This is a genomic window from Burkholderia sp. Ap-955 (assembly GCF_011753045.1).
GTDB lineage: Bacteria > Pseudomonadota > Gammaproteobacteria > Burkholderiales > Burkholderiaceae > Burkholderia > Burkholderia lata_D.
This window is the reverse complement of record NZ_VWWH01000097.1, coordinates 1-25,999: the sequence shown is the minus strand read 5'-3', so window position 1 is coordinate 25,999 and position 25,999 is coordinate 1. Positions and strand designations below refer to the sequence as shown.

Below are 25,999 nucleotides of genomic sequence, written 5' to 3'. Positions count from 1 at the left end.
CCGGCCGTCGTGCCGCGCAATGCGGGCGGCACCGGGGCGTCCAGCGGGCGAACCCGGCAGGCCGGATGGCCGAGCACGGCCGTCACGGCGGCCGCGCGGCTCGCGACCCACAGGCCGAGCGTGGCGTCGAACGCGAGCGGCGGCCCGTCGACGAGCGCCGCATAGTAGGGATAGGGATCGCGGTGCGTGACCGCTGCGATGGGATCGGTCGGGTTCATGCAGACAGTATCCGTGCAACGCACCGCCGCACGTTTCGGGCTGACGTGAAATGTCGCGGCGCGGGTGCCGGGTGTGACTGCATTACGACGACAGGTGATCGTCAGGCCGCCGACCGGTAGCGATGCGACTGCATGCGCATGCGGACGCGCCCGGCCGAAATCGCGCGCGGCTCGGGCACCACCGTGTCGTGCGGGAACATTTCCTGCCGGAATTCGCCGTTTTCGTCGAACCACTGGCAGATCAGCCAGTCGCCGTCGTCGAATACGACCGGCCCGGCATAGGTGACGGTCATGCGCGGCCCGCCCGTCTTCAGCGTCACGACATCGCCGACGCGAAACCTGACGCGTTGATTTTCTCGGTTCGTCATCGCTCTCTCAGCATTTATATATATCGATATTCCCGGCGGACCACCCACTGTTCTTTCGAACGTGCCGCAGATTATCAATCAAATAATCAGCCGGCAACTCCCGCGTTCAAAAACATACTGACCGAGGAAATGCAACAATGGGCGGCATCGACACGCACGGCGATCGCCCGATCGCCCGATCCGGCTTGGCTTGTACGCAGGCGCCGGTCGAACGGGCGGGAATGCGGAGAATAGACGATGTATTTTGCGTCGTCAGCGACGTTTATTTCAGACGCGAAATCGGTTGATTATTGTCAATCAGCTTTCGACTGAAAACGATCCCACGATTTATCTGCGGGTCACTCCCCGAACAAAACCGGCGAATTATCGGGTGACGCAAACCAGCGGTTGATATCGCGCCCGGGCACGGCAGCTTGCGTAAACGTAAACGTGCCGTCCTGCGCCATCTCCTTCGCCGCGCGCAGAAAGGCGCCGAGCGCGGCCCGCGCCAGCGCGCCGCCGACGCTCACGCGCTTCACGCCGAGCGCCGCCAGCGCGTCGAGGCTCAGCAATCCGCCCTGCAGCCCCATCACGACGTTCACGGGCGCGCCGACCGCCCGCGTCACCGCCGCGATGTCGTCCGCATCGGTGATGCCCGGCGCGTACAGCACGTCGGCGCCCGCGTCGCGATAGGCGACGAGCCGCGCGATCGTGTCGGCGAGGTCATGGCGGCCATGCAGGTAGTTTTCGCAGCGCGCCGTCAGCGTGAACGGGAACGGCAGCGCGCGTGCCGCGTCGACGGCCGCCGCGATACGCTCGATCGCCGCTTCGCGTGCGTAGATCGGCGCGTCGGCACGGCCCGTCGCGTCCTCGATCGAGCCGCCCACCGCGCCGGCCTCGGCCGCGAGCCGGATCGTTTCGGCCACCGTGTCGGGCGCGTCGCCGAAGCCGTTCTCCAGATCGGCGCTGACGGGCAAACCGCCCGCGGCGACGATCTCGGCGATGTGATCGAGCATCGCGTCGCGGTCGATCGCGTTGTCTGGCTGCCCTTTCGAAAACGCGTAGCCGGCACTCGTGGTCGCGAGCGCCTCGAAGCCGGCCATCGCGAGCAGGCGCGCGGTGCCGGCGTCCCACGGGTTCGGGATGATGAAGGCGCCGGGGCGCGCATGCAGTGCGCGGAAGGCCTCGGCTTGGCGGGCTTGCAGGTCGGAACGGGTCATCGCGGACTCCGGAAGGAAGTTGACGACCGAGCTTACGCCGGTCGTGCACGCGACGTTTCAGCGTTCGCCGAAATGTCGTCGCGCGACCGGGAAAACCCGGCACGCCGACTGTACGCCAGCCGCCGGCAACGAGCGGGGCGGCACCGCCGCCTGCCCGTCGCCGGCCCACGGTCGTTCAGATCGAGGCGGTCGGCCCGCCGTCGATGCCGAGCAACACGTCGGTGACGGCGTCGGAGAAGCGCATCGCGCGGCCGTCGATCAGCACGTCGTCCGGATTCGACGGGTCCCGCGTGGCGTGCGGCACGCCGTGCGCGAGCAGCACCCGCGCGCAAGCCTCCCAGTCGGCCGCGCCCACCTGCTCCGGTTCGTTGACGGATGCCCACGACAACGTGCCGAGCGCGTCGCTCCCGAACCCGTGCAGGTCGCGCCAGTTCGCGCCGTGCGCGAGCAGGAACGCCAGCAAGTCCGCGTCGCCGCGGAACACCGCGTGATTCAGCGCGCTCGCGTCCCAGTCGCCGCCCCGCGCGGCGATTGGCCAGCCCAGTTCGACCATGACCTTCACCGCGTAGCCCGAACCCCACGCGGCCGCGTCCGGCAGCAACCGCAGCCGTTCAGCGGGCAGCGCGCCGGGCAGTTCGGGATGCCGCGCCTGGATGCGCCGCGCATCGTCGGCGTCGGCGCGCGCGCAGGCCGCCACGAACGCGTCCGCCGCGTCGAGCGCCTCCTCCGCACCGGCCGCACGCAACAAGGCCGCGACGTCGGACAGCCCGGTCTGCATCGCCAGCCGGTAGGCGCTGATACCTGTCGGCGTTTGCACGCAGGGATCGGCGCCGGCCGCCAGCAGCGCGGCGACGTGGCGCGCCGAGCAGCGCACGCCGATCGCCCGCAACAATGGTGCGCCCCAGGTCTGCGCGAGCCCCGCGCCGGGCGGCTCGTTCGGGTCGCCGCCATGCGCGAGCAGCAGTTCGAGCGCATCCGCGTCGCGCATGTCGAGCGCGCGCCGCAACGCATTCGTCCCGCCCACCCGCGCGCCATGTTCGAGCAGCACGCGCGTGCAGGCCGGATTTTCCACCGAGTGATACAGCGATTCGCCGTCATTCGGGTCGGCGCCGGCTTCCAGCAGCATCGCGGTGAGAACCGGATCGCGATTGACGCCCGCCGCGCCGTACAGCGCCGACAGCGGCCCCGCTTCGTCGGGTTCGGCGAGCGAGGCCGGCGCAAACCGGTTGCCGATCCGCTGGTTCGGATCGGCGCCGGCATCGAGCAGAAGACGCGCGCAGGCGCGCAGCCTGGCGGCAAACTCGGGAAGCTGCCCGAGCCGCGAATGCGTGACGGCGACCAACGGCGGCAGCTTCAGCGCGCCGCCGGCACGCGCGATCCAGCCCGGATCGGCGGCCAGCGCCGCCTGCACGGCGTCGAGATCGCCGGCCGCGCACGCGACGGTCGAATCGACCGCGACAAGATCCGGATGGTCGAGCAACAATTGTGCGGCGACGCGCGGCCGGGGCGCGCCGTCGCCGCCGGTCACGTCGCCCCCGTACGCCAGATCGAGCCAGCGCCGGATCAGTTGCGAACGCTGTTGCCCCGCCAGCGCATGCGTTTCGACGAACGCGCCGAGATCAGCCCATGACGCAAAGCCGTACTCGCGCGCGATGCAGGATTGCGCGTCATGCAGCCGAAGCCCGAGCGCGAGCGCTTCGTCGTGCGTGCGGTTCGCGGCGGCAGGAAGAAACCGGACGAAGCGCGCGACGGCATCGGCGTCACCTTGCCGGTACAGGCGCAACAACGCCTTGGCCTGCTTTTTCAGATGATCGGGATTGGCCTTGGGAGGCAGCTTTTTCATGCGAATCCTCGTGCAGTGAATGGCCGAAGGTCCGCAATACCGCCAGCACAAAGGACAGGGGGAAAGCTGAATTTGCTGCGACAGGTGGGTTCAACCCTTTCCGCGGACCCGGAAGCGACCTGCATCGCTGCCCGGTATCCTAGGCGACGACCGGCGACCTCGTCAACCGCGCCGCGCCGTGCGACGGCGGCACTCAGCCCGCGAGCGTCTTCGTCAGGAAAATGCGCGAATGTCCGACCGGATAATCCGGCAACTCGCCGAAGCGGACATAGCCGCGTTTCTCGTAAAACGGCCGTGCCTGGAAGTCGAACGTGTCGAGCCACGCGCCGTGGCAGCCGCGCGCAACGGCCTCCGCCTCGGCCAGATCCATGATGCGCGTACCCGCGCCCTGGCCGCGCGCGGCCTCGGGCACCACGAGCAGGTCGACATGCAGCCAGCCGTACGCCGTGCTGCCCCACAGGCCACCGACCACCGCACCCTCGCCATCGGTCACGACCACGGCCAGCGGCCGGGCATCGATCGGGCCCGCTTGGCTTTCGTTGAACCGGATGAGCGGCGCGACGATCTGCTTGCGAACGTTCGCGTCGCCCGCGTCCGTCACCTCGTATGTGAACGTCATCGGTTGAATCCGCTTGAATCCTGAATGAGGAAGGGGCGCCGCGCGAACCGCGTCAAACGACGTAAGCGCCCTTCGCGTGCAGTTCCGCTTCCGTGCGCTCGAGCGCGGCGATCGCATCGCCGCCTTCGAGCGCCAGCAACTGCGCGACCAGCGCTTCGGCCATCGCATGCGCGGCGACCAGCGACGGGAAGAACGACGGGCTGTCGTGCGTGAAGATCAGTTGCGCATCCGCGTGCAGTGCGATCGGCGATACCGCGCTGTCGGTGATCGCGACGATCCGGCTGCCCTGCGCCTTCGCGGCCTGCGCGACGCGCGTCGCTTCCTGCGAATACGGCGCGAAGCTGACGACGATGGTCACGCTCTGCTTCGCGATCGTGCGTAGCTCCATCTCGAGCGAACCGGCGACGCCATTGAGCAGCGACACGGTCGGACGGAACAGCCGGTAGCCGTACACGAAGCCGAACGCGACCGGATAGCACGAGCGAAACCCAGCGACATGCACGTGCGACGCCTTGCGGATCAGTTTCGCGGCATCGGCGAGCGCGTGCTCGTTCTGCGCGGCGGTGGCGGACAGGTTGTGTTGTTGCGCGGCGAGCAGGTCGTGCGCGAGCGACGCCTTCGCGTCGGGCCGCACGAGCGAGCGCGCCCGCTGCGTGAGCGGCTCGGGGCGCGTGCGCACGCGTGCCACGCACAGATCGCGCAGCTCGTTCCAGCCGGGGAAACCGAATTGCTGCGCGAGCCGCACGAGCGATGCGGGCTGCACCTGCGCGCGCTGGGCGACCTTGCGCATCGACGAGGTGGCGACTTCGTCGGGATGATCGAGCAGGAAGGCGGCGCCCGCCTGGAATTGCGGGCTCAGCTCGGAAAATTGCGCCCGGATCCGGGACGCGAGTTCGTCGAAATTGGCGGCCATCTTGGTGGGAACGGGAACCGGTCGTCCATGGTATCACCGGCCCCGCGCGCACCGGTCAGCGCAGCACTTCGACGTGATCGGCGTCGACCTTCACGCTGCCCGACCATTTGCGCTCGAATTCGCCGGTCACCTTCACTTCGTTCTTGTCGCTGACGGGCTGGCCGGCCGCCCACAGCTTGTGGTCGATCTCGACGCGGATCGTGCCGGTCGCATCGGCGAATTCGTAATCCTCGCCGCCGACATGCTTGACGATGCGGCCCTGCAACTGCACGTGCTGGTCGTCCTTGCCGTTTGCGAGCAGTTCCTTCACGGTGGTCGTGGTCAGCGCGGAGGGCCCCGTGTATTGCGCGTAGACGGCGGCAGGCAGCGTGGCGAGCGCGACCGTCAGGATTCTGGCCAGGTGTTTCATGATCTCGTTCCTCTTCTTCGATGGGATGCCGCGCTCCGTTGAACGCGACGTCCCAGATTACGGACCGTAAGATTAAGCAAGCCTGAAGGTCGCGCCGAAGTGACACGGTGCCGCATCAGACACGTACGAAAGGCCACCGCGCGCCGCCCGCATTTAAGGTCCGCCTAAGACACAGGCGCTTATCATGAGAACCCCGGGTGCCACGGCGCCCCGTTGAAGAGACACCAATTCATGCGCGTATTGCTCGTCGAGGACGATCCGCTGATCGGCAGCGGGCTCGAACAGGGCCTCAAACAGGAAGGCTTCGCGGTCGACTGGGTGAAGGACGGCGACGCCGCGTCGCTCGCGCTGCGCGCGACCGGCTACGGCCTGCTGCTGCTCGATCTCGGGCTGCCGAACCGCGACGGCCTGTCGGTGCTCGCCGCGCTGCGCCGCCGCGACGAAACCCTCCCCGCGATCATCATCACCGCGCGCGACGGCGTGCCCGACCGCATCGCCGGCCTCGACAGCGGCGCGGACGACTATCTCGTCAAGCCGTTCGAGCTCGACGAATTGCTCGCCCGGATCCGCGCCGTGAACCGCCGCCATGCGGGCCGCGCGCAGACGACGCTCGTGATCGGCCCGCTGCGGCTCGACCCCGTCAAGCACCTCGTCTGGCTCAACGACGACGAAGTGCCGCTGTCGCCGAAGGAGTTCGTGCTGCTGCACGAGCTGATGCGCGACCCGGGCGCGGTGATTTCGCGCGAGCAGTTCGAGGAGCGCCTGTACAGCTGGGGCGAGGAAATCGAGAGCAACGCCGTGCAGGTGCATATCCACAACCTGCGCAAGAAGCTCGGCCACGACACGATCCGCACGGTGCGCGGCGTCGGCTACCGGATCGGTGACGGCGCATGACGCACATGCAACGGGCGATCGCGCGCTGGCGCAACACGTCGCTGCGGCAGCGCCTGCTGACGTGGCTGCTGCCGGCCGCATGCGTGATCGGCCTCGTCGCGAGTGCGGGCACCTACTGGGGCGCGCTGCGCGAGCTCGACGACCTGCTCGACGACCAGATGCGCAGCATGTCGAAGCAGATCGTCGTCGGCCCGAACGGCGAGCTGTCGTTCAGCAACCATGCCAACGGCAAGCACGGCTTCGAAGCGAGCGACCCCGACGCCGTGCTGCTGCAGGTCTGGCGCAACGGCACGCTCGTGTATTCGACCGACCGCGATTCGAAACTGCCGCCGCCCGAGCAGAAAGGCATCGCGAGCGTCGACGTCGGCGGCCAGCCGTGGCGCACCTATGTCACCGAGCGCGGCGGCACGACGATCCGGCTCGCGCAGGCACGTCATGCGCGATGGGAAGCGATCGCGGCCATCGCCGTGCACCTGCTGTGGCCCGTGTTCTCGATGCTGCCGCTGCTCGCGATCGGCCTGTGGTTCGGCATCGGCGCGGGGTTGCGGCCGCTGCGCACGATCGCATCCGGCCTCAAACGCAGGAATGCGAACAATCTGGAACCGGTCGATGTCGGCTCGATGCCGAACGAAGTCCGACCGCTCGCCGAAGCGATCAACGACCTGCTCGCACGCCTCGACCGCTCGTTCACGCTGCAGCGCCACTTCATCGCCGATGCCGCGCACGAGTTGCGCACGCCGATCATGGGGCTGTCGATCCAGTCGCAGCTGCTGCGGCGCGCAGCGACCGCCGAAGAGCGCGAGCACATCCTCGCGCAGATCCATGCAGGCACGACACGCCTCGGCCACCTTGCCGAGCAGTTGCTGACGCTCGCGCGCCTCGAGCCCGACGCGCAGGCGGCCGCCTCCGCGTCGGCCCCCGTCGATCTCGCCGCGCTGTGCCGGTCGGTGGTATCGGATCGCACGCGCGTCGCCGACGCGCACCGGATCGATCTCGGCGCGATCGTGTCGACACCGGTGATGACGTCGGGCAACGCGGACACGTTGCGCGTACTGCTGAACAACCTCGTCGACAATGCGGTCCGCTATGCGGGCGACGGTGCGCGCGTCGATGTGTCCGCGCGGATCGATGGCACGACGCCCGTACTCGAAGTCGCCGACGACGGCCCCGGGATCCCGGAAGCCGAGCGCAACGACGTGTGGGAGCGCTTCTATCGCGGTGAAGGCGCACAGGCCGTCACGTCGTCCGGCAGCGGGCTCGGGCTGTCGATCGTCAAGCGGATCGCTGAGCAGCATCGCGCGACGGTCGCGCTCAGCACGACGCACGGCGGACGCGGGTTGACCGTCACGGTGCGCTTTCCGCTGCCGGCCTGACGCCGCACGGCTTTTCCACAGATTGTGTTGGCAAGCTTGTGGACAACCTTCCATTAACGACACCAAGCCCTTGATCCGAAAGGGTTTGCCCGTCGTGCGCGGCAAATGCGCCCGGCTGGGTCAGCTACGCACCCGACTCAGTTGTCGTCGACGATTCGCTCGATCCGCAGGCCGGTCGAGGTTTCGAGGATGCTGGCGTGATGCTCGACACGGCAATACAGTCGCCCCTTCGGATAGTCGTCCGGCCTGGGGCGCGTGCGATCCTCGACATGAACGACGACGGTGCCTCCGCTCGGATACGCACCGACTCGCTCGCCCATGTAATAGAGCTGGCCGTTCAACTGGTAATAGCCGTGCCCGAGATACCAGAACGAGTCCTTCTCCGTCGCGATCGGCTGGTTGCCGAGGTAGATCGCGTTGCCCTTTCTGACGATCGGATAGAACAGCAAGCCGATTTGCGGCTCGATGACGGTGTAGTGATTGGCACGGATGTCGTCGAGCACCTTGTCGCGAATTTGTTCGCTCAGGTAGGTGCGCTCGCCGAAATACTCGGTGTGACGGTAGGCCGGCTGACAGGCATGCGCACTCGTGCCGCATACCGCCGCCATCAACGGCACGGCGATCGATTTCCAGATCGTTCTCACTGATTTCTCTCCAGGTTCCTTATTGTTGGCCTGCCATCCGGCGCGGCAAATGTTACCGGTGCCGGATCGCATCGCCAGTTTACCTACCCGGTCTCGCTCCGTGACGGTCAATCGCAAAATTGACAACCAGTTGTCCAATACGTAAAGTAGTTGTCAATTCATCCTGCGTATCGAACATGACGAAATCCGCGAAGTTGACCACCGTCGCGCTGTCCGTATTCCGGTTGAACGGCCTGCTGATCGAATGGGGCAACACCTTTGCCGGGCCGCACGGCCTGACCAGTGCGCGCTGGCAGGTGCTGGGCGCCATCTCGCTGGCGCCGGAAGCCCCGAACATCCCGCAGATCGCCGACGCGATGGGCATCACGCGGCAAGCGGTGCTGAAACAGATCAACGTGCTGACCGACGAAGGGCTGGTTGAGTCGCTACCCAATCCGGCACACAAGCGCTCCCCTTTGTACGCGCTGACGCCGCGCGGCGAGGCGGCCTATCAGGCCGTGGTCGGGCAGTGGCAACAGCATGTCCGCGACATCGCCGGCGATTTCAGTTCGGCTGACCTGGATGCGGCGATCCGCGTGCTGTCGGCGATGTCCCGTGCGCATGGCGCCGATGCATCGACGTGAACGTTCAATCACCCCGCTCACCCACAGGAGTTCCCATGCCTCATTTCAAACCGATGGATCCGGCCTTTCCGATCCAGCAACAGATCGCCATCGACGCGGAGCCGGTCGTCCTCGTCAACGTGTTCACGCTGGCCGCCGCCGACGAAGCGGACTTTCTCGCCGCGTGGAAGGACGACGCCGAATTCATGAAGCGGCAGCCGGGATTCATCTCGACCCAGTTGCATCGCGCGCTCGGCGACAGTCCGACTTGCCTGAACTACGCGATCTGGGAATCGACCGCGGCGTTTCGCGCGGCGTTCACGCATCCGGCGTTCGTCGCCAAGCTGTCGGCCTATCCGTCGTCCGCCGTCGCGAGCCCGCACCTGTTCCAGAAAGTCGGTGTGGCCGGTATCTGCACCGCGTGAGTGCACGCGGGAATCGGGGCAACGCGTGGCATTGGCGGGCGTGTCGCGCGTCGCTCGCGCACCCGGACTTCTCCACAGAAAATGTTGGCAAGCTTGTGGATATCCTGCGCACCGCAACGCTAAGCCCTTGATCCGACGGACTTTGGCACGCGTGATGCAGACGAGACCCCGGTGATGGCGATCGCAGACACCGCTTCGCCGCACTTCGCATCACGACGCCACGACGATGCACGCCGCAGTCGGCGCACACGTGCCCGCCATGCGCGGCGCCACTTACCCACAGATTTTGTTGGCAAGCTTGTGGATATCCTGCGCAAGCCTGCGCTAACCCATTGATCGCACGACGGTTCATGCGCGGCGTCACGGTTGCGGCACCCTACGGTCCCGGCCTGCGCGCAAGCGCACGATCCCGCGCAACAGCAGCGCCTCACCGTCGCCTTGACGCTCGCGCACGCCACACGTCAAGATCACGCGAGCCGCACGCGGCCGCGCATCATCGGCTTCTCGCGACGGCTCAACGGGCCGGCCGTTCCGCCGGCGCCGCACCACGACACCTCACTCCGAGGAAGACCATGGAACACTTCACCGCGTGGCAGCTGGTCGTCTCACTCGTGCTGGTCGCCGTCGTCATCTATCCGTACGTCCGCATCGTCCGGCGCACCGGGCATTCGGGCTGGTGGATCCTGACGATGTTCGTCCCGGTCCTGAACTTCATCATGTTGTGGGTGTTCGCGTTCGCGCGCTGGCCCACCGTCGACGATCGGCAGCCCTGACTGTCGCCACCGCGGCCGCATGGCTTGTCCACAGATTTTGTTGGCAAGCATGTGGATAGCCTGCGCATACCGCGACCAAGCGCTTGATCCGAAAGACTTTGTCCGCGCCGCTTCAAATGCGGCACGCGGCCGGGAAAGTGCTGCCCGCACGCCCATTCGCCACATGACCGAGCGCCATCCGCGCGTGCGGACCGGCTTGTCCACAGATTGTGTTGGCAAGCGTGTGGATAGCCTGCGCATACCAACGCCAAGCGCTTGATCCATAAGACTTTGTCCGTGCCGCCTCAAACGCGGCACGGCGGCCCGCGCCACGCCGGATGCGGCCGCGCGCGGGCTTGTCCACAATTTTTGTTGGCAAGCATGTGGATATCCTGAGCATGCGTGACCTAAGTCGTTGATCGCACAACGTTTGATCACGCGGGTCACGGTTGCGGCACGGCATGCACGCGGGTCGCGTCACGCACGTCGTGCCGCCCGCCTCAACCGAATGCCCGGACCACGATGCGTGCGACCGACGCGATCACGTCGTCCTTCGCGCGCGCATCGGCACGCGCCTGCGTGTAGTACACGGCCAGCGCGACCGGCGCACCCGACGGCGACCACATGACACCCGCGTCGTTGGTCGTCCCGTAGTCGCCGGTGCCCGTCTTGTCGCCGACCGTCCACCCGGCCGGCACGCCCGCACGGATCCGCTTGTCGCCGACCTTGTTGCCGCGCATCCACGCGACGAGCTGCGCACGCTGCGCGGCCGGCAGCGCCTCGCCGACCATCAGCACGCGCATGCTCGCGGCCATCGCGGCCGGCGTCGTCGTGTCGCGCGGGTCGCCCGGCAGCGCGGTATTCAGTTCGGTCTCCCATCGATCGAGCCGGAACGTGTCGTCGCCGATCGAGCGTGCATAGGCCGTCACCGCCGACGGGCCGCCGAGCAGCTTCATCAGCAGGTTCGCGGCCGAGTTGTCGCTGTACTGGATCGTGGCCTCGCACAGCGCGGCGACCGTCATGCCGTCGTCGACATGCTTCCCAGACACCGGCGAATAGTTGACGAGGTCGGCCTTGGTGTACATCACGCGCTGTTGCAGCAACGCCGGTCGATCGACGCTCTGCGCCAGCACCGCCGCGCTCAGCATCGCCTTGAACGTGCTGCAGAACGGGAAGCGCTCGTTCTGGCGATGTTCCACGCGCCGGCCGCTCGCGATGTCGATCGCACATACGCCGAGGCGGCCGCCCGCGCTGCGTTCGAGCGCCGCCAGCGCATCGTACGTCTCGGCATCGAGCGAGGCTGCCGTGGCTGCCCTGACCGCGGCGGCGGCCTCGCTCGACGACGGGTCCGGTGCAGCAGTCTGCCGCGACGCGCACGCGGCGACGGTCAATGCGAGCGGCGCCGTCGCAGCGGCCAGCAACAGGGTTCGACGTTTCGATGAGTAGGTCATGTCGGTTGTCTCGTGGTGGAATGTGAGCGAAAGGGTGTTGAACGCGCCCGGCCGGCGAGACAGCACTATCGGGACTTTACGGTTGCCTGACAAGCAACGATAATTGAGCGCTGACAAAAGAAATTCTTATGACTAAGCTCCGCCCTCATCTTCCGCTCAATGCGCTGCGCGCGTTCGAATCGTCGGCGCGCCACCTGAACTTCACCCGCGCCGGCCTCGAGCTGAGCGTGACCCAGGCCGCAGTCAGCCAGCAGGTGCGCTCGCTGGAGGAACGGCTCGGCTGTACGCTGTTCACACGGTTGCCGCGCGGCCTCGGGCTCACCGACGAGGGGCGCGCGCTACTGCCGGTGCTCAGCGACGCGTTCAGCCGCATCGAGACCGTGCTCAAGCAGTTCGACGGCGGGCGCTTCCACGAGGTGCTGACGCTCGGCGTCGTCGGCACGTTTGCCCTAGGCTGGCTAATGCCACGCTTGAAGCAGTTCGGCGACACGCATCCGTTCGTCGAGCTGCGGATGCGGACCAACAACAACGTCGTCGACTTGGCCGCAGAGGGCCTCGACTTCGCGATCCGCTTCGGGGAAGGCAACTGGCCGGCCACGCGCAACGAGCGCCTGCTCGACGCGCCGCTCACCGCGCTGTGCGCGCCGGACATCGCGCGGCGCCTCGCGCAACCGGCCGATCTCGCGAACGAAACGCTGCTGCGCTCGTACCGCACCGACGAATGGCACGGCTGGTTCGATGCCGCGCAGCTCGCGCCGTGGGCGGTCAACGGGCCCGTGTTCGATTCGTCGCGGCTGATGGTCGAGGCCGCGATGCAGGGCGCGGGCGTCGCGCTCGCGCCGGCGTGCATGTTCGCGCGCGAACTGCAGCTCGGCCTGCTCGTGCGGCCGCTCGACATCGACGTGCGCGCCGGCGGCTACTGGCTCACTTCGTTGAAGTCGAAACCGCTCACGCCGGCAATGACGCTCTTTCGCGACTGGATCGTGGCCGAGGCGGCCGCGACGGCGCAGGCCGAATGACGCGGCCCGGCTTGTCCACAGAAAGTGTTGGCAAGGATGTGGATATCCTGGGTACCCGGGGCCTAAGCCCTTGATCGCGCACGAATTAGCGTGCCGACGCAGACATCGGGCAGCCTCTGTTCACGGGCGTCGCGAGCCGGCCCCGGGCAGGGCGATCCTCAACTGTCGCGACGCAATCGATTGCGAGTTGTCCACAGAATTTGTTGGCAAGCCTGTGGATATCCTTCCAATGCGGCGCGTAACATCCTGATACAAAAGGGGATTCAATACACGGACCTTGCGAGGTCAACCCTGTGGCAGCGCCGGCGCTTTCGCACGGCCCGCGCCGCACCCGGCTCGGGGCCGGACGGTTCTCCACAGATTGTGTTGGCAAGCTTGTGGATATCCTGCGCACCGGCCACCTAACTCCTTGAGCGCACGGGGTTTTGTGCTTCGTCTACAGAATCGGGCAGCCCCGGCGCAGCCCGTGCGGCACGCGCCGGGGCCGGGGCCATCCGGGCATCAATGCCGGTCGAGCCCGCCGCGCAATTCGCTCGCCTTGTCGCGCAGCGCCTCGTAACCCGAGCGCGCATGCTCGGGCAGGTCGGGATCGCCGATCAGCGCACCGAGCGTTTCGATCAGGCTGAACAGGATGCCCTTCGCCGCGCCGACCGCGATGCTCTGCGATTCGATCGACTTGTGCAGGTGGTCGACCGCCGCTTCCAGATTCTCGAGCTTGTGCTCACTGTCGTCGGGCCGGTTGTCGGTCGTCATCGTCTACCTCCGCCATCGTTCAAGGGTCATGTCACGATTCTATGCCGCTGCACGCGAACGTGGCGCGACATCGCGCAACGTTCGCACAGCGCCGCGCTACAGCACCGCGACCACCTTCACACGGCCCGGCTGCTCCGCCGACGCGACGACCTGGCCGTCGACACGGCGGAACGTGAGCGACACGGTTTCGTCACCGACGCGCAACGCGTCGATCCGCAGCCAGTCGACGCCTTCCGGCAGCGTCGGGCGCTCGACGCGCACCTCGTGGCGCGATGCGTCGATGCTCACGCCGAGGCAGGCCTGCAGCATCATGAACGGCGCACCGGCCGCCCACGCCTGCGGCAGGCAGGCCACCGGATACGCGGTCGGCGGTTCACCGCGCCGGCGCGGGAACCCGCAGAACAGTTCGGGCAGACGCATCTCGAAGCTCACCGCCGCCTCGAACAGCGCGCGCAGCAGGTTCACCGCGGCGGTCTTGTCACCGTAGCGCGCCAGCCCGCGCGCGATCAGCGCATTGTCGTGCGGCCACACCGAGCCGTTGTGATACGCCATCGGGTTGAAGCGCGGCTGGCCGGCCGCGAGCGTGCGGATGCCCCAACCCGTCTGGAACAGCGCCGAGCCGAGCACGCCGGCGACCGCCGCGCCGCGTTCGGCGTCGGGCAGCCCGAATGCGAGCAGATGGCCCGCGTTCGACGCGAACACGCGGCACAGGTCGCCATGACCATCGAGCGCGATACCGTAGAAATCGCCTTCCGGCATCCAGAACAGCGCGTCGACCTGCTCGCGCAGCGTCTTCGCGCGCAACGCATAGCGTGTGGCATCGGCCGCGTGGCCGCGCCGGTGCGAGCACATCGACATCGCATCGAGCGCCGCGCACGCATACGCCTGCACCTCGACGAGCGCGATCGGCCCGTCCGGGAAACGGCCGTCCGCGTGGAACACCGAATCGTGGCTGTCTTTCCAGCCCTGGTTCGCGAGGCCGCGCTCCGACGTGCGCTGGTAATCGAGCAGTCCGTAAGGATTGCGGTCGCACTTGTCGATCACCCATTGCGCGGCGCGCTCGAGCGCGGGCCACAGCTCGTCGATCAGCGCATCGTCGCCGGTGCGTTCGACATAGGCGCCCGCGAGCACGATGAACAGCGGCGTCGTATCGACCCCGCCGTAGTACAGCGCGAACGGCACCTCGCCCGTCGCGGCCATCTCGCTGCGGCGGAACTCGTGCATGATCTTGCCGGGCTCCGCGTCGCGGAATGCGGAAGTTTCGAGCGCCTGGTGCTCGGCCAGGAACCGCAGCACGCCGCGCGCGAGCGACGGCTGCAGCCACAGCATCTGCAGCGACGTGATCACCGCGTCGCGGCCGAACGGCGTCGAGAACCACGGAATGCCCGCGTACGGGTACGGCCCCGTGTCGAGCTGCGTCGTGAGCAGCCCGAGATCCGCGAGCGAACGGTCGAGCCACGCATCGAACAGCGGATTGCCGGTGTTCACACGCGCCATCGATTCGCGCCGCGCGCGCATCTCGCGGTGCACGCCGACGAGCGCGGTGCGCAGCGCGACGCGGCCGCATCCCGGCCCTTCCGCATGCGCGGGGCCGAGCGTCGCGTCGACGGTCAGGTAGATCGACACGCAGGCCTGCGCGGCGATCGTCAGCGTGTAGTCGGCACGATCGACCGACAGCGCATCGGGCGCCGGCGAGAAATGCACGGTCACGTTGCGCTCGACGCTGTCGAGGCCGTCATAGCGCAGCCGCACCGCGCCCGCGTCGACGCGCGGCGCCGCCACAGCACCGCGCTTCGGGCGCTGCGTGCCGCGCACCTCGAACATGTCCTTGAAATCGGCCGCGAACGACAGCGACAGCGGCACCTCGGCTTCGATCGCGCCGTAGTTCGTCAGCGTCAGCGCTTCGTAAAGCACGTCGCCCGCGAGCACGCGCATCCGCTCGATGTGGATCACGCCCTCGGGCGTTTCGTGGCCCCCGAGCGGCGGCAGCGGACGGTTCGTCAGGTGGGCGGTGAACGACGCGTTGTCGGCGCTCGTCGCGCCCGACAGCAGCGACGGCGCGCGGCCGCCGAAGGTCAGGCGCCACTTCGACAGCACGCGCATGTCGTCCACGAACAGGCCGTCGTCGTGACCGCCGATGTCGCCGAGCGCGTCGCTGACCACGAACGCGTCGCCGGATTTCAGCACGTACTGGTTGTTGCGCGCCAGTGCCTGCGGATCGGCTTCGGGCGCGATGAACGCGGGGCCCGTCGGTGAGATCGGGGCAACAGGCGCGACTTGCGGCGCCTGGGTCGTCGTGGCTTCAGCGTGATTCGGCATCGATGCTCCTGTGTCGGGTCCGCAACGCGCGGCGCGTCGCGTGTTTCGCACAGGATAGGACAGAACGGGGAACGTGCGCAGCGAGGAAAAAGCCGCGACGCCGTGCGACGTTGCCGTCGCCGCATGGCGTCGCGTTCAGGCACATCAGTAATCGTTCAGAACTTCCACAGGATGTTGCCGAGTATCGCGTTGTCGCGCACGCCGCTGCCGTACTGGCCGCTGTACGTGAGGCCGAGTGTCAGGCGCTTCGTGATGTTCGCGTCGATGCCGGCCTCGAGCACGGCGCTGTCGCGAGCAATCGGCACGCCCGATACCTGGAACGACGTGCCGCCGTTCGCGAACGTGAACGCCGACGACGGCGTCACGTTGCCGAACGCATGCCGCCAGCCGACCGTCCCGCGCGCGGTGAACGTGCCGCTCGCGATCGAGCCGAGCTGCGACGCCGCGCGCACGCCGAGGGTCGAGAAGCCGACGTGCGTCGTCTCGCCGCCGGCGCGCAGCGCGGCCGCGCCACCGGTTTCCGTATAGCCGTCGGTATGCAGGTTCACATACGCGAGGCCCGCGAACGGTTCGATCGCCACGGGCCCGACCGGCAGCGCGTAGCCGACTTCGCCGAACACCTGCGCCGAATTCGCGTCGTAGCCGGCCGAATCGTGATCGGAGAAGCCCGCGAAGCCTGGCGAACGGTCGCTGTTGATGCGGTACCACGTGTACGACGCGCCGCCGCGCACGCCGAGTGCGCCGTACTGCGCGCCGCCGTACAGCGACAGGTAGTAGCTGTTCACCGACGCCGACGAACTCTGGTCGTTGTCGAGCGAGCTGTGCGTGACGCCTGCGGCCAGGCCCGCACGCCACTTGTCGTTGAGCGCCATGTCGGCACCGGCGATGAAGCCCGTCATGCTGCGGTTGACCGTCGATGCGTTGCCGTCGCCGGTGAGCCGGCTGCGGCCGCCGAACGCCTGCCCCCAGACGACCGGCTGGTAAGGCGTGCCGCCGTAGCAGCCGTCGCGCGAGCCGATCCGGCGTTCCGGCGGCAGCGTCGGGTCGACCGCGCCGGCCGTGTTGTCGCCGCACAAGGCCGCGCCACCCGATGACAGCGCGGCGAGCGGGCCCGATCCCGGCGCGAGGCCCTGGCGGACACGATCCGTCACCGCGTCGCGCACATAGCGGCTGTCGAGCAGCAGCATGCTCTTCAGGCTCGCCTGCAGTTCGCCGTCGAGCAGCCCGTAGGCGCGGCGTGCGGTCGTCGCATCGGTCGTCACCACGGCGTCGTACAACGGGTTGCCGGCGCCGAGCCCGCCGAGCGCGGCCGCGACCGAGCGCTGGTTCGGCGTCGTCGCGACATCGGGAAACGCGGTACCGTTCGAGACCAGCCGCAGGTACACGTGATCCGGATCGTAGCTGAGCGTCGGCGCGAGGAACGCGTAGTTCGCATTCACCTGGCTGAACGTGCCCTGCACGCCCGACCCTGCGGAGAGGATCGTATAGGTCGTGCTCGGCTGGTAGCCGCTCTGGTTCGCGAGCACCTGCACGGTGCCGCCGTTCAGCGTCGCCGTGCCGCTTGCCGCGAGACTGCCGCTTTGCTGCGGCGAGGCCGCGACCTGGAACGTCGAGCCCGGCTGGAACGTGACGTTGCCGCCCACGTTCAGCGCCGCGCCCGGCTGCGACGCGGCCGCCGTCGCGCCACCCTGCACCACGAGGCCGCCGATCGTGCCGGTGCCCGTGACCGTCGCACCGTTCTGCACGGTCACGGTCGACTGGCCGAGCGACCCGTTGACGGCAAGCGTGCCCGCGCTGACCGTGGTCGGGCCGCTCAGCGTGCTGGTGCCCGTCAACGTCAGTTGCCCGCTGCCGGCCTGCGTGAGCGAACCCGCACCGGACAGTACGCTTGCGATCGTCACGTTGCCGGATTGATTGACGATCAGCGTGCCGTTGTCGACGACATTGCCGGCGATGCTGCCCGACGTGCCGCCGTTGCCCAGTTGCAGCGCGCCGCCGGCCGCGATCGTGGTACCGCCCGTGTACGTGTTCGCGCCTGTCAGCGTCTGGATGCCGGTGCCGGCGATCGTCACGCCGCCCGTGCCGCCGATCGTCCCGCCGAACGTGCCGTTGCCGCTCCCGTTCAACGTCAGCGCATTGGCGCCGAGATTGACGGTCGCGCCGGCCGCGCCGTTCAACGTGCCGATCGTCTGCGCGCCTGTCGCGCCGCTCGCATCGAACGTCGCACCCGCGCCCGCGAGGTTCACCGCGCCGGTCGACGCGAGGCTGCCGCCCGCGCCGAGCGCCAGCGTGCTGCCGCCGTTGATCGTCGTGCCGCCCGTGTAGGTGTTCGCCCCCGTCAGCGTCTGCGTGCCGGTGCCGGCGAACGTCACGCCGCCCGTGCCGCCGATCGCGCCGCCGAACGTGCTATTGCCGCTGCCGTTCAGCGTGAGCGCATTCGTGCCGAGGTTCACGTTCGTATTGGCCGCGCCGTTCAACGCGCCGATCGTCTGCGAGCCCGATGCGCCGCTCACGTTGAACGTCGCACCCGCGCCGGCGAGATTCACCGCGCTGCCCGACGCGAGACTGCCACCCGCACCGAGCGCCAACGTGCTGCCGCCATTGATGGTCGTGCCGCCCGTGTACGTATTGGCGCCCGTCAGCGTCTGCGTGCCGGTACCCGCGAACGTCACGCCGCCCGTACCGCCGATCACGCCGCCGAACGTGTTGTTGCCGGCGCCGTTCAGCGTGAGCGCATTCGTGCCGAGGTTCACGTTCGTGCCGGTGCCGCCGGACAGCGTGCCGAGTGTCTGCGGGCCCGATGCGCCGCTCAGGTTGAACGTCGCCCCCGTGCCGGCCAGATTCACCGCACTACCCGATGCGAGGCTGCCGCCCGCGCCAAGCGCCAACGTGCTGCCGCCGTTGATGGTCGTGCCGCCCGTGTAGGTGTTCGCGCCCGTCAGCGTCTGTGTGCCGGCGCCCGCGAACGTCACGCTGCCGGTGCCGCCGATCGTGCCGCCGAACGTCCCGCCGCTTCCGTTCAACGTCAGTGCGTTGCCGCCGAGGTTCACGTTCGTGCCGCCCGCGCCGTTCAACGCGCCGAGTGTCTGCGCGCCCGTCGCGCCGCTCACGTCGAACGTCGCACCCGTGCCGGCCAGATTCACCGTGCTGCCCGATGCGAGGCTGCCGCCCGCACTCAACGCCAGCGTGCTGCCGCCGTTGATCGTCGTGCCGCCCGTGTAGGTATTCGCGCCCGTCAGCGTCTGCGTGCCGGCGCCCGCGAACGTCACGCTACCGGTGCCGCCGATCGTGCCGCCGAACGTGTTGTTGCCGCTGCCGTTCAGCGTGAGCCCATTCGCGCCGAGATTCACGTTCGTGCCTGCGCCGCCGGACAGCGTGCCGAGCGTCTGCGAGCCCGTCGCGCCGCTCAGGTTGAACGTCGCGCCCGTGCCGGCGAGATTCACCGCGCTGCCCGACGCGAGGCTGCCGCCCGCGCCCAGCGCCAACGTGCTGCCGCCGTTGATCGTCGTGCCGCCCGTATACGTGTTCGTGCCGGACAGCGTTTGCGTGCCCGTGCCGGCCACGGTCAGGCCGCCGGTGCCGCCGATCGTGCCGCCGAAATTGCCGCTGGCGGTCCCGCTTACCGTCAGGCCGTTCGCGCCGAGGCTCACGGCCGAACCGGCGACGCCGCTCAGTGCGCCGATCGTCTGTGCGCCCGTCGCGCCGCTCAGGTCGAGTGTCGCGCCCACGCCGGCCACGTTCACCGCGCCTGTCGCCGCCAGGCTGCCGCCGGCACCGAGCGCCAGCGTGCCCGCGTTGATCGTCGTGCCGCCCGTGTAGTTGGCCGCGCTCGTCAGCGTCGTCGTCGCCGCGCCGTTCTTCACGAGGGCACCCGCGCCGGTGATGCCGCCGTTCAACGTGAGCGCGTTGCTGCCGCCGAGCGTCAGCGTCGCGCCGGTGCCGAGATCGACCGCGTTGTTGACCGACAGGCTCGCGCTCGTGTCGAGCGTCGCCGCGCCGCCGACGTTCAGCGCGCCGCCGCCGAGCGCCCCGTTGTTGCCGAGCACCAGGCCGCCGCTGTTCAGGTTCGTGCCGCCCGTATAGACGTTCGCGCCGTTCAGCGTCTGCGTGCCGGTGCCGGCCAGCGTCAGGCTGCCCGCCCCGCCGATCACGCCGCTGAAGGTGCCGCTGGCGGTCCCGCCCAGCGTCAGCCCGTTGCCGCCCATGTTGACGGTCGTCCCCGCGACACCCGACAGCGCGCCGATCGTCTGGGCACTGGTCGCCGCGCCCAGGTCGAGCGCCGCGCCCGCGCCTGCCAGGTTCACCGCGCCCGTCGCCGCCAGGCTGCCGCCCGCGCCCACGGCCAGCGTGCCCGCGTTGATCGTCGTACCGCCCGTATAGGTGTTCGCGCCCGTGAGTGTCGTGGTCGCCGGGCCGTTCTTCACGAGACCGCCCGCGCCGGAAATGCCGCCACTCAGTGCGAGCGCATTGCTGCCACCGAGCGTCAGCGACGAACCGTTGCCAAGATTGACCGCGTTGGCGACCGACAGGCTCGCGTTCGTGTCGAGCGTCGCCGTGCCTGCGACGTTGAGCGCCCCCGTGCCGAGCGCCGCATTGTTGCCGAGCACCACGCTGCTGCCACCGCTCAGGTTCGTGCCGCCCGAGTAGGTGCTCGCGCCGTTCAGCGTCTGCGTGCCGCTGCCCGCCAGCGTCAGGCTGCCGGTGCCGCCGATCGCGCCGCTGAAGGTGCCGCTGGCCGTTCCGCCCAGCGTCAGCGCGTTACCGCCCAGCGCGACGTTCGTCCCGGCGACACCGGACAGCGCACCGATCGACTGCGCACCGGTCGCGGCGCTGACGTCGAGCGTCGCACCCGCGCCGGCCAGGTTCATCGCGCCGGTCGCCGCGAGGCTGCCGCCCCCGCTGATCGCCAGCGTGCCCGCGTTGATCGTCGTGCCGCCCGTGTAGGTGTTCGCGGCCGTCAACGTCGTCGTTGCCGCGCCGTCCTTCACGAGACCGCCCGCGCCGGCGATGCCGCCGTTCAGCGTGAGGGCATTGCTGCCGCCCAGTGTCAGCGTCGAACCGGTGTTGAGGTTGACTGCGTTGTTGACCGACAGGTTCGTGTTCGTATCGAGCGTCGCCGCGCCGCCGACGGTCAGCGCGCCCGTGCCGAGCGCCGCATTGTTGCCGAGCACCAGGCCGCCTGCGTTCAGGGTCGTGCCGCCGGCGTAGTTGTTCGCACCGGACAGCGTCACGGTCGCCGCACCGTTCTTCACGAGACCGCCGCCACCCGACACCGTGCCGTTCAGGCCGAGATTCGTGCTGCCGCCGAGTGTCAGCGTCGTGCCGGTGGCGATGTTGACACCGTTCGCGAGCGACACGTTGGTGGTCGCGTCGAGCGTCGACGAGCCGTTCACGTTCACCGCGCCGAGGCCGAGCGCCGTATTGCTGCCGACGACGAGGTTGCCGCCGTTCAGGTTCGTCCCGCCCGTGTACACGTTGGTGCCGGTCAACGCCTGCGTGCCCGTACCCGTGAGCGTGACACCGCCCGAGCCACCGATCGTACCCGCGTACGTCGCATTGCCGTTGCCGTTCAACGTCAGCGAATTGCCGCCGAGGTTCACGTTGGTGCCCGCCGCGCCCGCCAGCGCGCCGACCGTCTGCGTGCCCGATGCGCCGCTCAGGTCGAACGTCGCGCCCGCGCCACTCAGGTTCACCGTACCGCTCGCCGCGAGGCTGCCGCCCGCGCCCAGCGCGAGCGTACCGCTGTTGATCGTCGTGCCGCCCGTGTAGGTGTTCGTGCCCGTCAGCGTCGTGGTCGCCGCACCGTTCTTCACGAGGCCGCCGTTGCCGCTGATGCTGCCGGCCAGCCCGAGATTGTTGCTGCCGCCGACCGTCAGCGTCGTGCCCGTGGCGAGATTGACGGTGTTGTTGAGCGTCGCGTTCATACTCGAGTCGAGTGTGGCCGAGCCGTTGACGTTCAGTGCACCGGTGCCGAGCGCCGCGTTGTTGCCCACGACGAGGCCACCTGCGTTCAGGTTCGTGCCGCCCGTGTAGTTGTTCGCGCCGGACAGCGTCAGCGTGCCGCTGTCGTTCTTCGTCAGCGCGCCGCCGCCCGTTACCGTGCCCGACAGCGTGAGCCCGGTCGAACCCTGCACCGTCAACCCGCCCGCGTTGAGCGTCACGTCGTTGGCGACATTGAGCCCGACCGCACCCGCCTGCAGCGCGCCACCGGTGGCCGTGATGCTGCCGGTACCGAGCGACGCGTTGTTGTTGATGATCGCCACGCCGCCCGCCAGCGTCGCGTCCTGCGCGGTCGACGCGCCGTTGATCGTCCAGTTGCCGCTCTGGACATCGACGTGATTGAAGTTGATGTAGTTGTTGGCCGCGATCGTGCCGTTCGCGCTCGCCCCCTGTTGCAGCTTGAGCGTGTTGTCACCGCCCGCGCCGCCGTCGACCGTGCCCGTCGCCGCGACACCGAGCGTGATCGGGCCGACCGTGATGTTCAGTGCGCCCCCGGTGCCACCCGCCGCGTTGACCGACGAGCCCGTCACGGCGGTGAACGCGTTCGTGCTGTTCGCGCCCATCGACACGCTGCCGTTGATCGTGCCCGAGTTGACGAACGTATTGCCCGCCCCGGGCGTGCCGTTCGAACCGAGCGACACGCGGCCGGTGATCGTCCCGCTGTTCGTCATGTTGACCGCGGCGCCGCCGTATGCGGCGACCACGGGTGCATCCGCGCCGGTGAGAGTCGCGCCGACCAGCGGGTTCGAGCCGATCGTGCCGGTGTTGTTGATCGTCGACGTGCCGCCCGTGCCGTTCTGGACCGACAGCGCCATACCCGTCACGCCGCTGATCGCCACGCCGGTCGAGCCGTTCATCGTGCCGTTGTTGATGACGGTGGTGCCGGCGCTCGCCGCCGCGTTGCCGATCACCGCGCCGCTCGACAGCACGCCGAGGCCGGAGCCGAGCGCCGACGGGTCGATCGTGCCGTTGTTGGTCAGCTGGGTATTGTTGCCCGTCAGCGACATCGCGGTGCCACCGACGCCGAGCAGCACGCCGACGCTCGCTCCGGGGTTGACGGTCGCGTGGATATTGTTCGCGCTGTTCGAATAGCTCGGCGCAAGCGGGTTGGCGACCCCGGAGCAGGTCACCGTCGTGCCCGCCGTGCTACAGGTCGCATAGGCGGGCACGATACCGGCGCCGGACAGCGCCAGAAAAACACCCGTCGGCAACAGCAATTTCGGAAACGGTTCGCCGGATTTTTTCGAACGCGCAAGATTCATGCTTTCCCTCGTTATGTTATTGGAATTGGCATTACCGTGAAATCGAACAGCCGGCCGCAGAAAATCGCGGACAAAAGCGTGCCCCCCCCGGCTGTCGCGACGCGACGTCGGCTAATTCATGGACGAATCTTTTATTGGCCCTGGCAGGCAGGCGTGAAACTAGTCGAATGACATGTCGGTGGCCCCTGTTTTGTCTGCAGCGATTTTCTGGTTGATTTGATTACCGCCCTGCTTTTTGTCAGACAAGGCTATATCAAAAAAACAGGCTTTTCCAGTCGATCTTTTACCCTTTCATTTCGGGGGTGCAGTGAGCGCGCATTTTTTACTTATCGGAACGCTTCAAACAGGTAATTCCGGATGCCGCTTGTCAGCCGGTTTGATATTTCTCAAAAATACGGGATTCGCCGCATCGGTGAAAATACCGATATCGGTGTGATTATCAAGACGATTTATTGCAACGCAATATCGGCACACACGGAAAATATCGACACGAGCTAATCCCCGCGCTCCCATTCGTCATACGAAAGAAAGCAAATCCGGCACTTGGCCGATCCTTTCGATTTCCGTCGCGCATTGATCGAACACCACCACCCCGTTACGAAAACAGGCTCATCAGATAAAGCATCGGCCGGAACGAAACCGGCCGCGCATCGGGGTTCACCCACAGCCGCACCGCATACACCGCGTACGCCGGCACTTCACGCCAGCTCGAGTAGACGTCGCGCAACTGGAAACGGCGCGGATAGGCGGCAGAAATATCCGCCCGCGCGATGCCGACGCGCTCGAATGCGAGGCGCGCCCGCGCGAGGTGGTAATACTGACTGACGATCACCACACGCGACAGGCGGTGCGCCTGCAGATAGGCGAGCGTGTGCTGCGCGGTCGCGAGGGTGTTGTCGCCCTGGTCGTCGACCGTGATCCGGTCGGCGGGCACGCCGCGCGCCACGAGATAATCGCGCATCGCGGTTGCCTCGTTCAACCCGGGGCCGTCGATCGCGCCGCTGACGAGGAACGCCGGGCACTGCCCCGTGCGGTAGCAGCGCACGCCCACGTCGAGCCGGGTGGCGAGTACGGGCTTCGGCGCGCCGGCCTCGTCGAGCGCGTTGCCGAAGATCACGGCGACGTCGGCCGGCTCGCTCGGCACCCGCATCCCGTACGCGACGAGCGCAACGGCCGCGACGATCCAGAGGCAAGCGACGACGGCCAACAGGCGGCCCAGGCGGGCAAACACGCCCCGTTTGGTGTGGTTTTTCAAGGTTTTCGGTCTCTCAGGTCGTCGGGCGTAGCGGCTTGCCCGGCCCCGGACGGGCGCGTAACGCTAGCACGGTGCGCGTTCGGGTGTCCACGCAACGGACCGACGCCGGACAGCCTTCCGGCAAGTCGACTGGAGACACATACCCGGCGACGCGGGTACGCAATAGGGAGATCGAACGAAAGAAAATGTCCGCGCCGCTCGGCGACGCCTGGGCACGACCCGAATCAGTCGACCTGACACATCGTGAGCCGCCCCATCGCCTCGCCCGCGCCGCGCACCGCGCAGGTAGCCGGCTCGTCGGCGATCCGGGCGACGAGCCCCGTCTCGTCGTACAGCAGGCGTTCGAAATCCGCGAGCAGCGCGCCGCCGCCCGTCAGCACCACGCCGCGATTCGCGATGTCGGTCACGAGTTCGGCCGGCGCATTCTCCAGCACCGACTTCACCGCGCCGATCACCTGCTTGAGCGGCGCGGCCAGCGCGTCCGCCACGTCGTGGTTGGACAGCTCGATCGAGCGCGGCAGCCCGTCGCCGACACCCCGCCCGACCGCGCGCGTCGACCGGCGCGGCACCGCGCTGGTGGCCGAGCCGATCGTCTGCTTGACGTGTTCGGCCGTCTGTTCGCCGAGCAGCACGCCATACAGGTTGCGCACATGGTTGACGATCGCCGCGTCGAACTGGTTGCCGCCCACGCGAATCGCCTCGCGGTAGACGATGCCGCCGAGCGCGATCACCGCGACTTCGGTCGTCCCGCCGCCGATATCGACGACCATCGAGCCGACCGGCTCGGTCACCGGCAGCCCCGCGCCGAGCCCGGCCGCGAGCGATTCCTCGATCAGTTCGACCTCCGACACACCTGCCGCGAAGGCGGCCTCGCGGAGCGCGCGGCGCTCGACGGCCGTCGCGTCGGACGGCACGCACAACGTGACTTCGACGCGGCGGCCGAAGCGCGAACGCGTGCGCGACATGTCGATGAAGCTGCGGATCATCTGCTCGGCCGCGTGCGCGTCGGCGATCACGCCGTGCCGCATCGGCCGCACGGCTTCGAGATGCCCCGGTTCGCGGCCGAGCAGCGCCTTCGCGAGCTCGCCGACGGCCTCGAGCGTCGGCCGCGCGTCGGTCGCACCGGCACCGGCCTTGCGGAAGCAGACGACCGACGGCTGGTTCAGCACCACGCCGCGTTCGTGCGTATAAATCCGCGTACTCGCCGTTCCAGGGTCGATCGCAACGGGTTGCGCAAACAACTTTCCGAACAGCGGTGTCGACATATCAAACCTTTGTAATCGAGCGGACCCGGGCAGCCGCGCCGCATTTCGCGGCGCGTCCACGCCGCCCTATCAAGAACTTAGCGGCAAATCGTTCCGATACTTTAGGCAATTCAGATGATTTTTTCGCGAAACAATTGTCAAAAGTGCCGACCAGGACGCGTCCTGCGACGCAACAGCCTCTCGCATTGCGTCTGTAAAACACGGTAATCTCTCGGTCTTGCCTGCTCCCGGCAGGCCTCAGACGCCCGATCACGCCAGGTATTTCCTCCATGACAGCGACCGTTTCCTTCCGCTGGGCGCGGGTGCGCCCGCTTTGCACGACGCTCGTCGCCTTCTGGTGCGGCACGGTCGCCGCGCAACCGCTGCCGGCCGCCGACTCCGCCGCCGCGGCCCCGGTCGCTGCCGCCAGCGCGCCG

General features: G+C 68.1%; 20 protein-coding genes and 1 pseudogene. 7 read left to right on the top strand and 14 right to left on the bottom strand.

Going from position 1 to position 25,999, the window contains the following annotated elements:
* Together F3J15_RS31755 and F3J15_RS31750 are read right to left on the bottom strand one after the other, a co-directional pair.
* Nucleotides 1-218 (bottom strand): annotated as a pseudogene (locus F3J15_RS31755) (cytochrome P450); the annotation flags it as partial.
* 101 nt (nt 219-319) lie between these two features.
* Nucleotides 320-586, bottom strand: coding sequence for a YodC family protein (locus tag F3J15_RS31750; RefSeq protein WP_011354382.1), 267 nt, complete (start codon nt 584-586; stop codon nt 320-322).
* A 137-nt stretch (nt 587-723) separates the two neighbouring features.
* On the opposite strand from F3J15_RS31750, the gene F3J15_RS31745 reads away from it, so the two are divergent.
* Nucleotides 724-873 carry a hypothetical protein gene (locus tag F3J15_RS31745; protein WP_166896161.1) on the top strand — a complete coding sequence of 50 codons (150 nt, stop codon included), beginning with the start codon at nt 724-726 and terminating at the stop codon, nt 871-873.
* A 51-nt stretch (nt 874-924) separates the two neighbouring features.
* On the opposite strand, the gene F3J15_RS31740 is transcribed toward F3J15_RS31745, so the two are convergent.
* The 5 genes from F3J15_RS31740 to F3J15_RS31720 all read right to left on the bottom strand — a co-directional run bounded on the left by F3J15_RS31740 (nt 925) and on the right by F3J15_RS31720 (nt 5,569).
* Nucleotides 925-1,785 (bottom strand): isocitrate lyase/phosphoenolpyruvate mutase family protein, encoded by an 861-nt coding sequence (locus F3J15_RS31740; RefSeq protein ID WP_166896159.1) that lies wholly within the window; start codon nt 1,783-1,785, stop codon nt 925-927.
* 175 nt (nt 1,786-1,960) lie between these two features.
* Nucleotides 1,961-3,628, bottom strand: coding sequence for an ankyrin repeat domain-containing protein (locus F3J15_RS31735; RefSeq protein ID WP_166896157.1), 1,668 nt, complete (start codon nt 3,626-3,628; stop codon nt 1,961-1,963).
* A 193-nt stretch (nt 3,629-3,821) separates the two neighbouring features.
* A complete protein-coding gene (locus F3J15_RS31730) occupies nt 3,822-4,247 on the bottom strand; it encodes a GNAT family N-acetyltransferase (protein ID WP_166896154.1) in 426 nt (141 codons plus the stop codon).
* A gap of 52 nt (nt 4,248-4,299) precedes the next feature.
* A complete protein-coding gene (locus F3J15_RS31725; protein WP_166896152.1) occupies nt 4,300-5,160 on the bottom strand; it encodes a MurR/RpiR family transcriptional regulator in 861 nt (286 codons plus the stop codon).
* 55 nt (nt 5,161-5,215) lie between these two features.
* A complete protein-coding gene (locus F3J15_RS31720) occupies nt 5,216-5,569 on the bottom strand; it encodes a NirD/YgiW/YdeI family stress tolerance protein (protein ID WP_039366549.1) in 354 nt (117 codons plus the stop codon).
* Nucleotides 5,570-5,800: 231 nt separating this feature from the next.
* Here F3J15_RS31720 and F3J15_RS31715 point away from each other — a divergent pair, with 231 nt between their 5' ends.
* Both F3J15_RS31715 and F3J15_RS31710 read left to right on the top strand, forming a co-directional pair.
* On the top strand, nt 5,801-6,463 hold the full coding sequence (locus tag F3J15_RS31715; protein ID WP_069252188.1) for a response regulator: 663 nt from the start codon (nt 5,801-5,803) through the stop codon (nt 6,461-6,463).
* On the top strand, nt 6,460-7,836 hold the full coding sequence (locus F3J15_RS31710) for an ATP-binding protein (protein ID WP_166896150.1): 1,377 nt from the start codon (nt 6,460-6,462) through the stop codon (nt 7,834-7,836). The genes F3J15_RS31715 and F3J15_RS31710 overlap by 4 nt, the downstream gene beginning before the upstream one ends.
* Before the next feature lie 137 nt (nt 7,837-7,973).
* On the opposite strand, the gene F3J15_RS31705 is transcribed toward F3J15_RS31710, so the two are convergent.
* The gene (locus F3J15_RS31705; RefSeq protein ID WP_166896148.1) at nt 7,974-8,480 is read right to left on the bottom strand and encodes a hypothetical protein; all 507 of its coding nucleotides are present in this window, start codon (nt 8,478-8,480) and stop codon (nt 7,974-7,976) included.
* 176 nt (nt 8,481-8,656) lie between these two features.
* On the opposite strand from F3J15_RS31705, the gene F3J15_RS31700 reads away from it, so the two are divergent.
* From F3J15_RS31700 to F3J15_RS31690, 3 genes are all read left to right on the top strand, one after another.
* Nucleotides 8,657-9,103, top strand: a complete 447-nt coding sequence (locus F3J15_RS31700) for a MarR family winged helix-turn-helix transcriptional regulator (RefSeq protein WP_089426978.1) — start codon at nt 8,657-8,659, stop codon at nt 9,101-9,103.
* A 35-nt stretch (nt 9,104-9,138) separates the two neighbouring features.
* Nucleotides 9,139-9,507: an antibiotic biosynthesis monooxygenase family protein gene (locus tag F3J15_RS31695; protein ID WP_166896146.1), complete on the top strand. Its 369-nt coding sequence runs from the start codon at nt 9,139-9,141 to the stop codon at nt 9,505-9,507.
* Nucleotides 9,508-10,079: 572 nt separating this feature from the next.
* Entirely contained in the window at nt 10,080-10,280 is a 201-nt protein-coding gene (locus tag F3J15_RS31690) for a membrane protein (protein WP_046548390.1), read from the top strand.
* Nucleotides 10,281-10,759: 479 nt separating this feature from the next.
* On the opposite strand, the gene blaPEN-bcc is transcribed toward F3J15_RS31690, so the two are convergent.
* Nucleotides 10,760-11,710 carry a PEN family class A beta-lactamase, Bcc-type gene (blaPEN-bcc, locus tag F3J15_RS31685; RefSeq protein WP_166896144.1) on the bottom strand — a complete coding sequence of 317 codons (951 nt, stop codon included), beginning with the start codon at nt 11,708-11,710 and terminating at the stop codon, nt 10,760-10,762.
* 128 nt (nt 11,711-11,838) lie between these two features.
* Here blaPEN-bcc and penR point away from each other — a divergent pair, with 128 nt between their 5' ends.
* On the top strand, nt 11,839-12,729 hold the full coding sequence (gene penR, locus F3J15_RS31680; RefSeq protein ID WP_089433036.1) for a beta-lactamase transcriptional regulator PenR: 891 nt from the start codon (nt 11,839-11,841) through the stop codon (nt 12,727-12,729).
* Nucleotides 12,730-13,230: 501 nt separating this feature from the next.
* Here the strand turns inward: penR and F3J15_RS31675 are convergent.
* The 5 genes from F3J15_RS31675 to F3J15_RS31655 all read right to left on the bottom strand — a co-directional run bounded on the left by F3J15_RS31675 (nt 13,231) and on the right by F3J15_RS31655 (nt 25,583).
* A complete protein-coding gene (locus tag F3J15_RS31675) occupies nt 13,231-13,482 on the bottom strand; it encodes a hypothetical protein (RefSeq protein ID WP_011354368.1) in 252 nt (83 codons plus the stop codon).
* A gap of 96 nt (nt 13,483-13,578) precedes the next feature.
* Nucleotides 13,579-15,801: an amylo-alpha-1,6-glucosidase gene (locus tag F3J15_RS31670; protein WP_166896142.1), complete on the bottom strand. Its 2,223-nt coding sequence runs from the start codon at nt 15,799-15,801 to the stop codon at nt 13,579-13,581.
* Nucleotides 15,802-15,956: 155 nt separating this feature from the next.
* Nucleotides 15,957-23,063: an autotransporter-associated beta strand repeat-containing protein gene (locus tag F3J15_RS31665; protein ID WP_166896140.1), complete on the bottom strand. Its 7,107-nt coding sequence runs from the start codon at nt 23,061-23,063 to the stop codon at nt 15,957-15,959.
* A gap of 595 nt (nt 23,064-23,658) precedes the next feature.
* Nucleotides 23,659-24,318, bottom strand: a complete 660-nt coding sequence (locus tag F3J15_RS31660; protein WP_166896138.1) for a YdcF family protein — start codon at nt 24,316-24,318, stop codon at nt 23,659-23,661.
* Between the two features lie 224 nt (nt 24,319-24,542).
* Nucleotides 24,543-25,583, bottom strand: a complete 1,041-nt coding sequence (locus F3J15_RS31655) for a rod shape-determining protein (RefSeq protein ID WP_089426971.1) — start codon at nt 25,581-25,583, stop codon at nt 24,543-24,545.
* Nucleotides 25,584-25,999: the final 416 nt, after the last annotated feature.

Excerpts from the sequence above, each read along its gene's own strand:
- F3J15_RS31750 (WP_011354382.1), bottom strand. The coding sequence starts at position 586 with ATGACGAACCGAGAAAATCAACGCGTCAGGTTTCGCGTCGGCGATGTC.
- F3J15_RS31745 (WP_166896161.1), top strand. The coding sequence starts at position 724 with ATGGGCGGCATCGACACGCACGGCGATCGCCCGATCGCCCGATCCGGC.
- F3J15_RS31740 (WP_166896159.1), bottom strand. The coding sequence starts at position 1,785 with ATGACCCGTTCCGACCTGCAAGCCCGCCAAGCCGAGGCCTTCCGCGCA.
- F3J15_RS31735 (WP_166896157.1), bottom strand. The coding sequence starts at position 3,628 with ATGAAAAAGCTGCCTCCCAAGGCCAATCCCGATCATCTGAAAAAGCAG.
- F3J15_RS31730 (WP_166896154.1), bottom strand. The coding sequence starts at position 4,247 with ATGACGTTCACATACGAGGTGACGGACGCGGGCGACGCGAACGTTCGC.
- F3J15_RS31725 (WP_166896152.1), bottom strand. The coding sequence starts at position 5,160 with ATGGCCGCCAATTTCGACGAACTCGCGTCCCGGATCCGGGCGCAATTT.
- F3J15_RS31720 (WP_039366549.1), bottom strand. The coding sequence starts at position 5,569 with ATGAAACACCTGGCCAGAATCCTGACGGTCGCGCTCGCCACGCTGCCT.
- F3J15_RS31715 (WP_069252188.1), top strand. The coding sequence starts at position 5,801 with ATGCGCGTATTGCTCGTCGAGGACGATCCGCTGATCGGCAGCGGGCTC.
- F3J15_RS31710 (WP_166896150.1), top strand. The coding sequence starts at position 6,460 with ATGACGCACATGCAACGGGCGATCGCGCGCTGGCGCAACACGTCGCTG.
- F3J15_RS31700 (WP_089426978.1), top strand. The coding sequence starts at position 8,657 with ATGACGAAATCCGCGAAGTTGACCACCGTCGCGCTGTCCGTATTCCGG.
- F3J15_RS31695 (WP_166896146.1), top strand. The coding sequence starts at position 9,139 with ATGCCTCATTTCAAACCGATGGATCCGGCCTTTCCGATCCAGCAACAG.
- F3J15_RS31690 (WP_046548390.1), top strand. The coding sequence starts at position 10,080 with ATGGAACACTTCACCGCGTGGCAGCTGGTCGTCTCACTCGTGCTGGTC.
- blaPEN-bcc (WP_166896144.1), bottom strand. The coding sequence starts at position 11,710 with ATGACCTACTCATCGAAACGTCGAACCCTGTTGCTGGCCGCTGCGACG.
- penR (WP_089433036.1), top strand. The coding sequence starts at position 11,839 with ATGACTAAGCTCCGCCCTCATCTTCCGCTCAATGCGCTGCGCGCGTTC.
- F3J15_RS31675 (WP_011354368.1), bottom strand. The coding sequence starts at position 13,482 with ATGACGACCGACAACCGGCCCGACGACAGTGAGCACAAGCTCGAGAAT.
- F3J15_RS31670 (WP_166896142.1), bottom strand. The coding sequence starts at position 15,801 with ATGCCGAATCACGCTGAAGCCACGACGACCCAGGCGCCGCAAGTCGCG.
- F3J15_RS31665 (WP_166896140.1), bottom strand. The coding sequence starts at position 23,063 with ATGAATCTTGCGCGTTCGAAAAAATCCGGCGAACCGTTTCCGAAATTG.
- F3J15_RS31655 (WP_089426971.1), bottom strand. The coding sequence starts at position 25,583 with ATGTCGACACCGCTGTTCGGAAAGTTGTTTGCGCAACCCGTTGCGATC.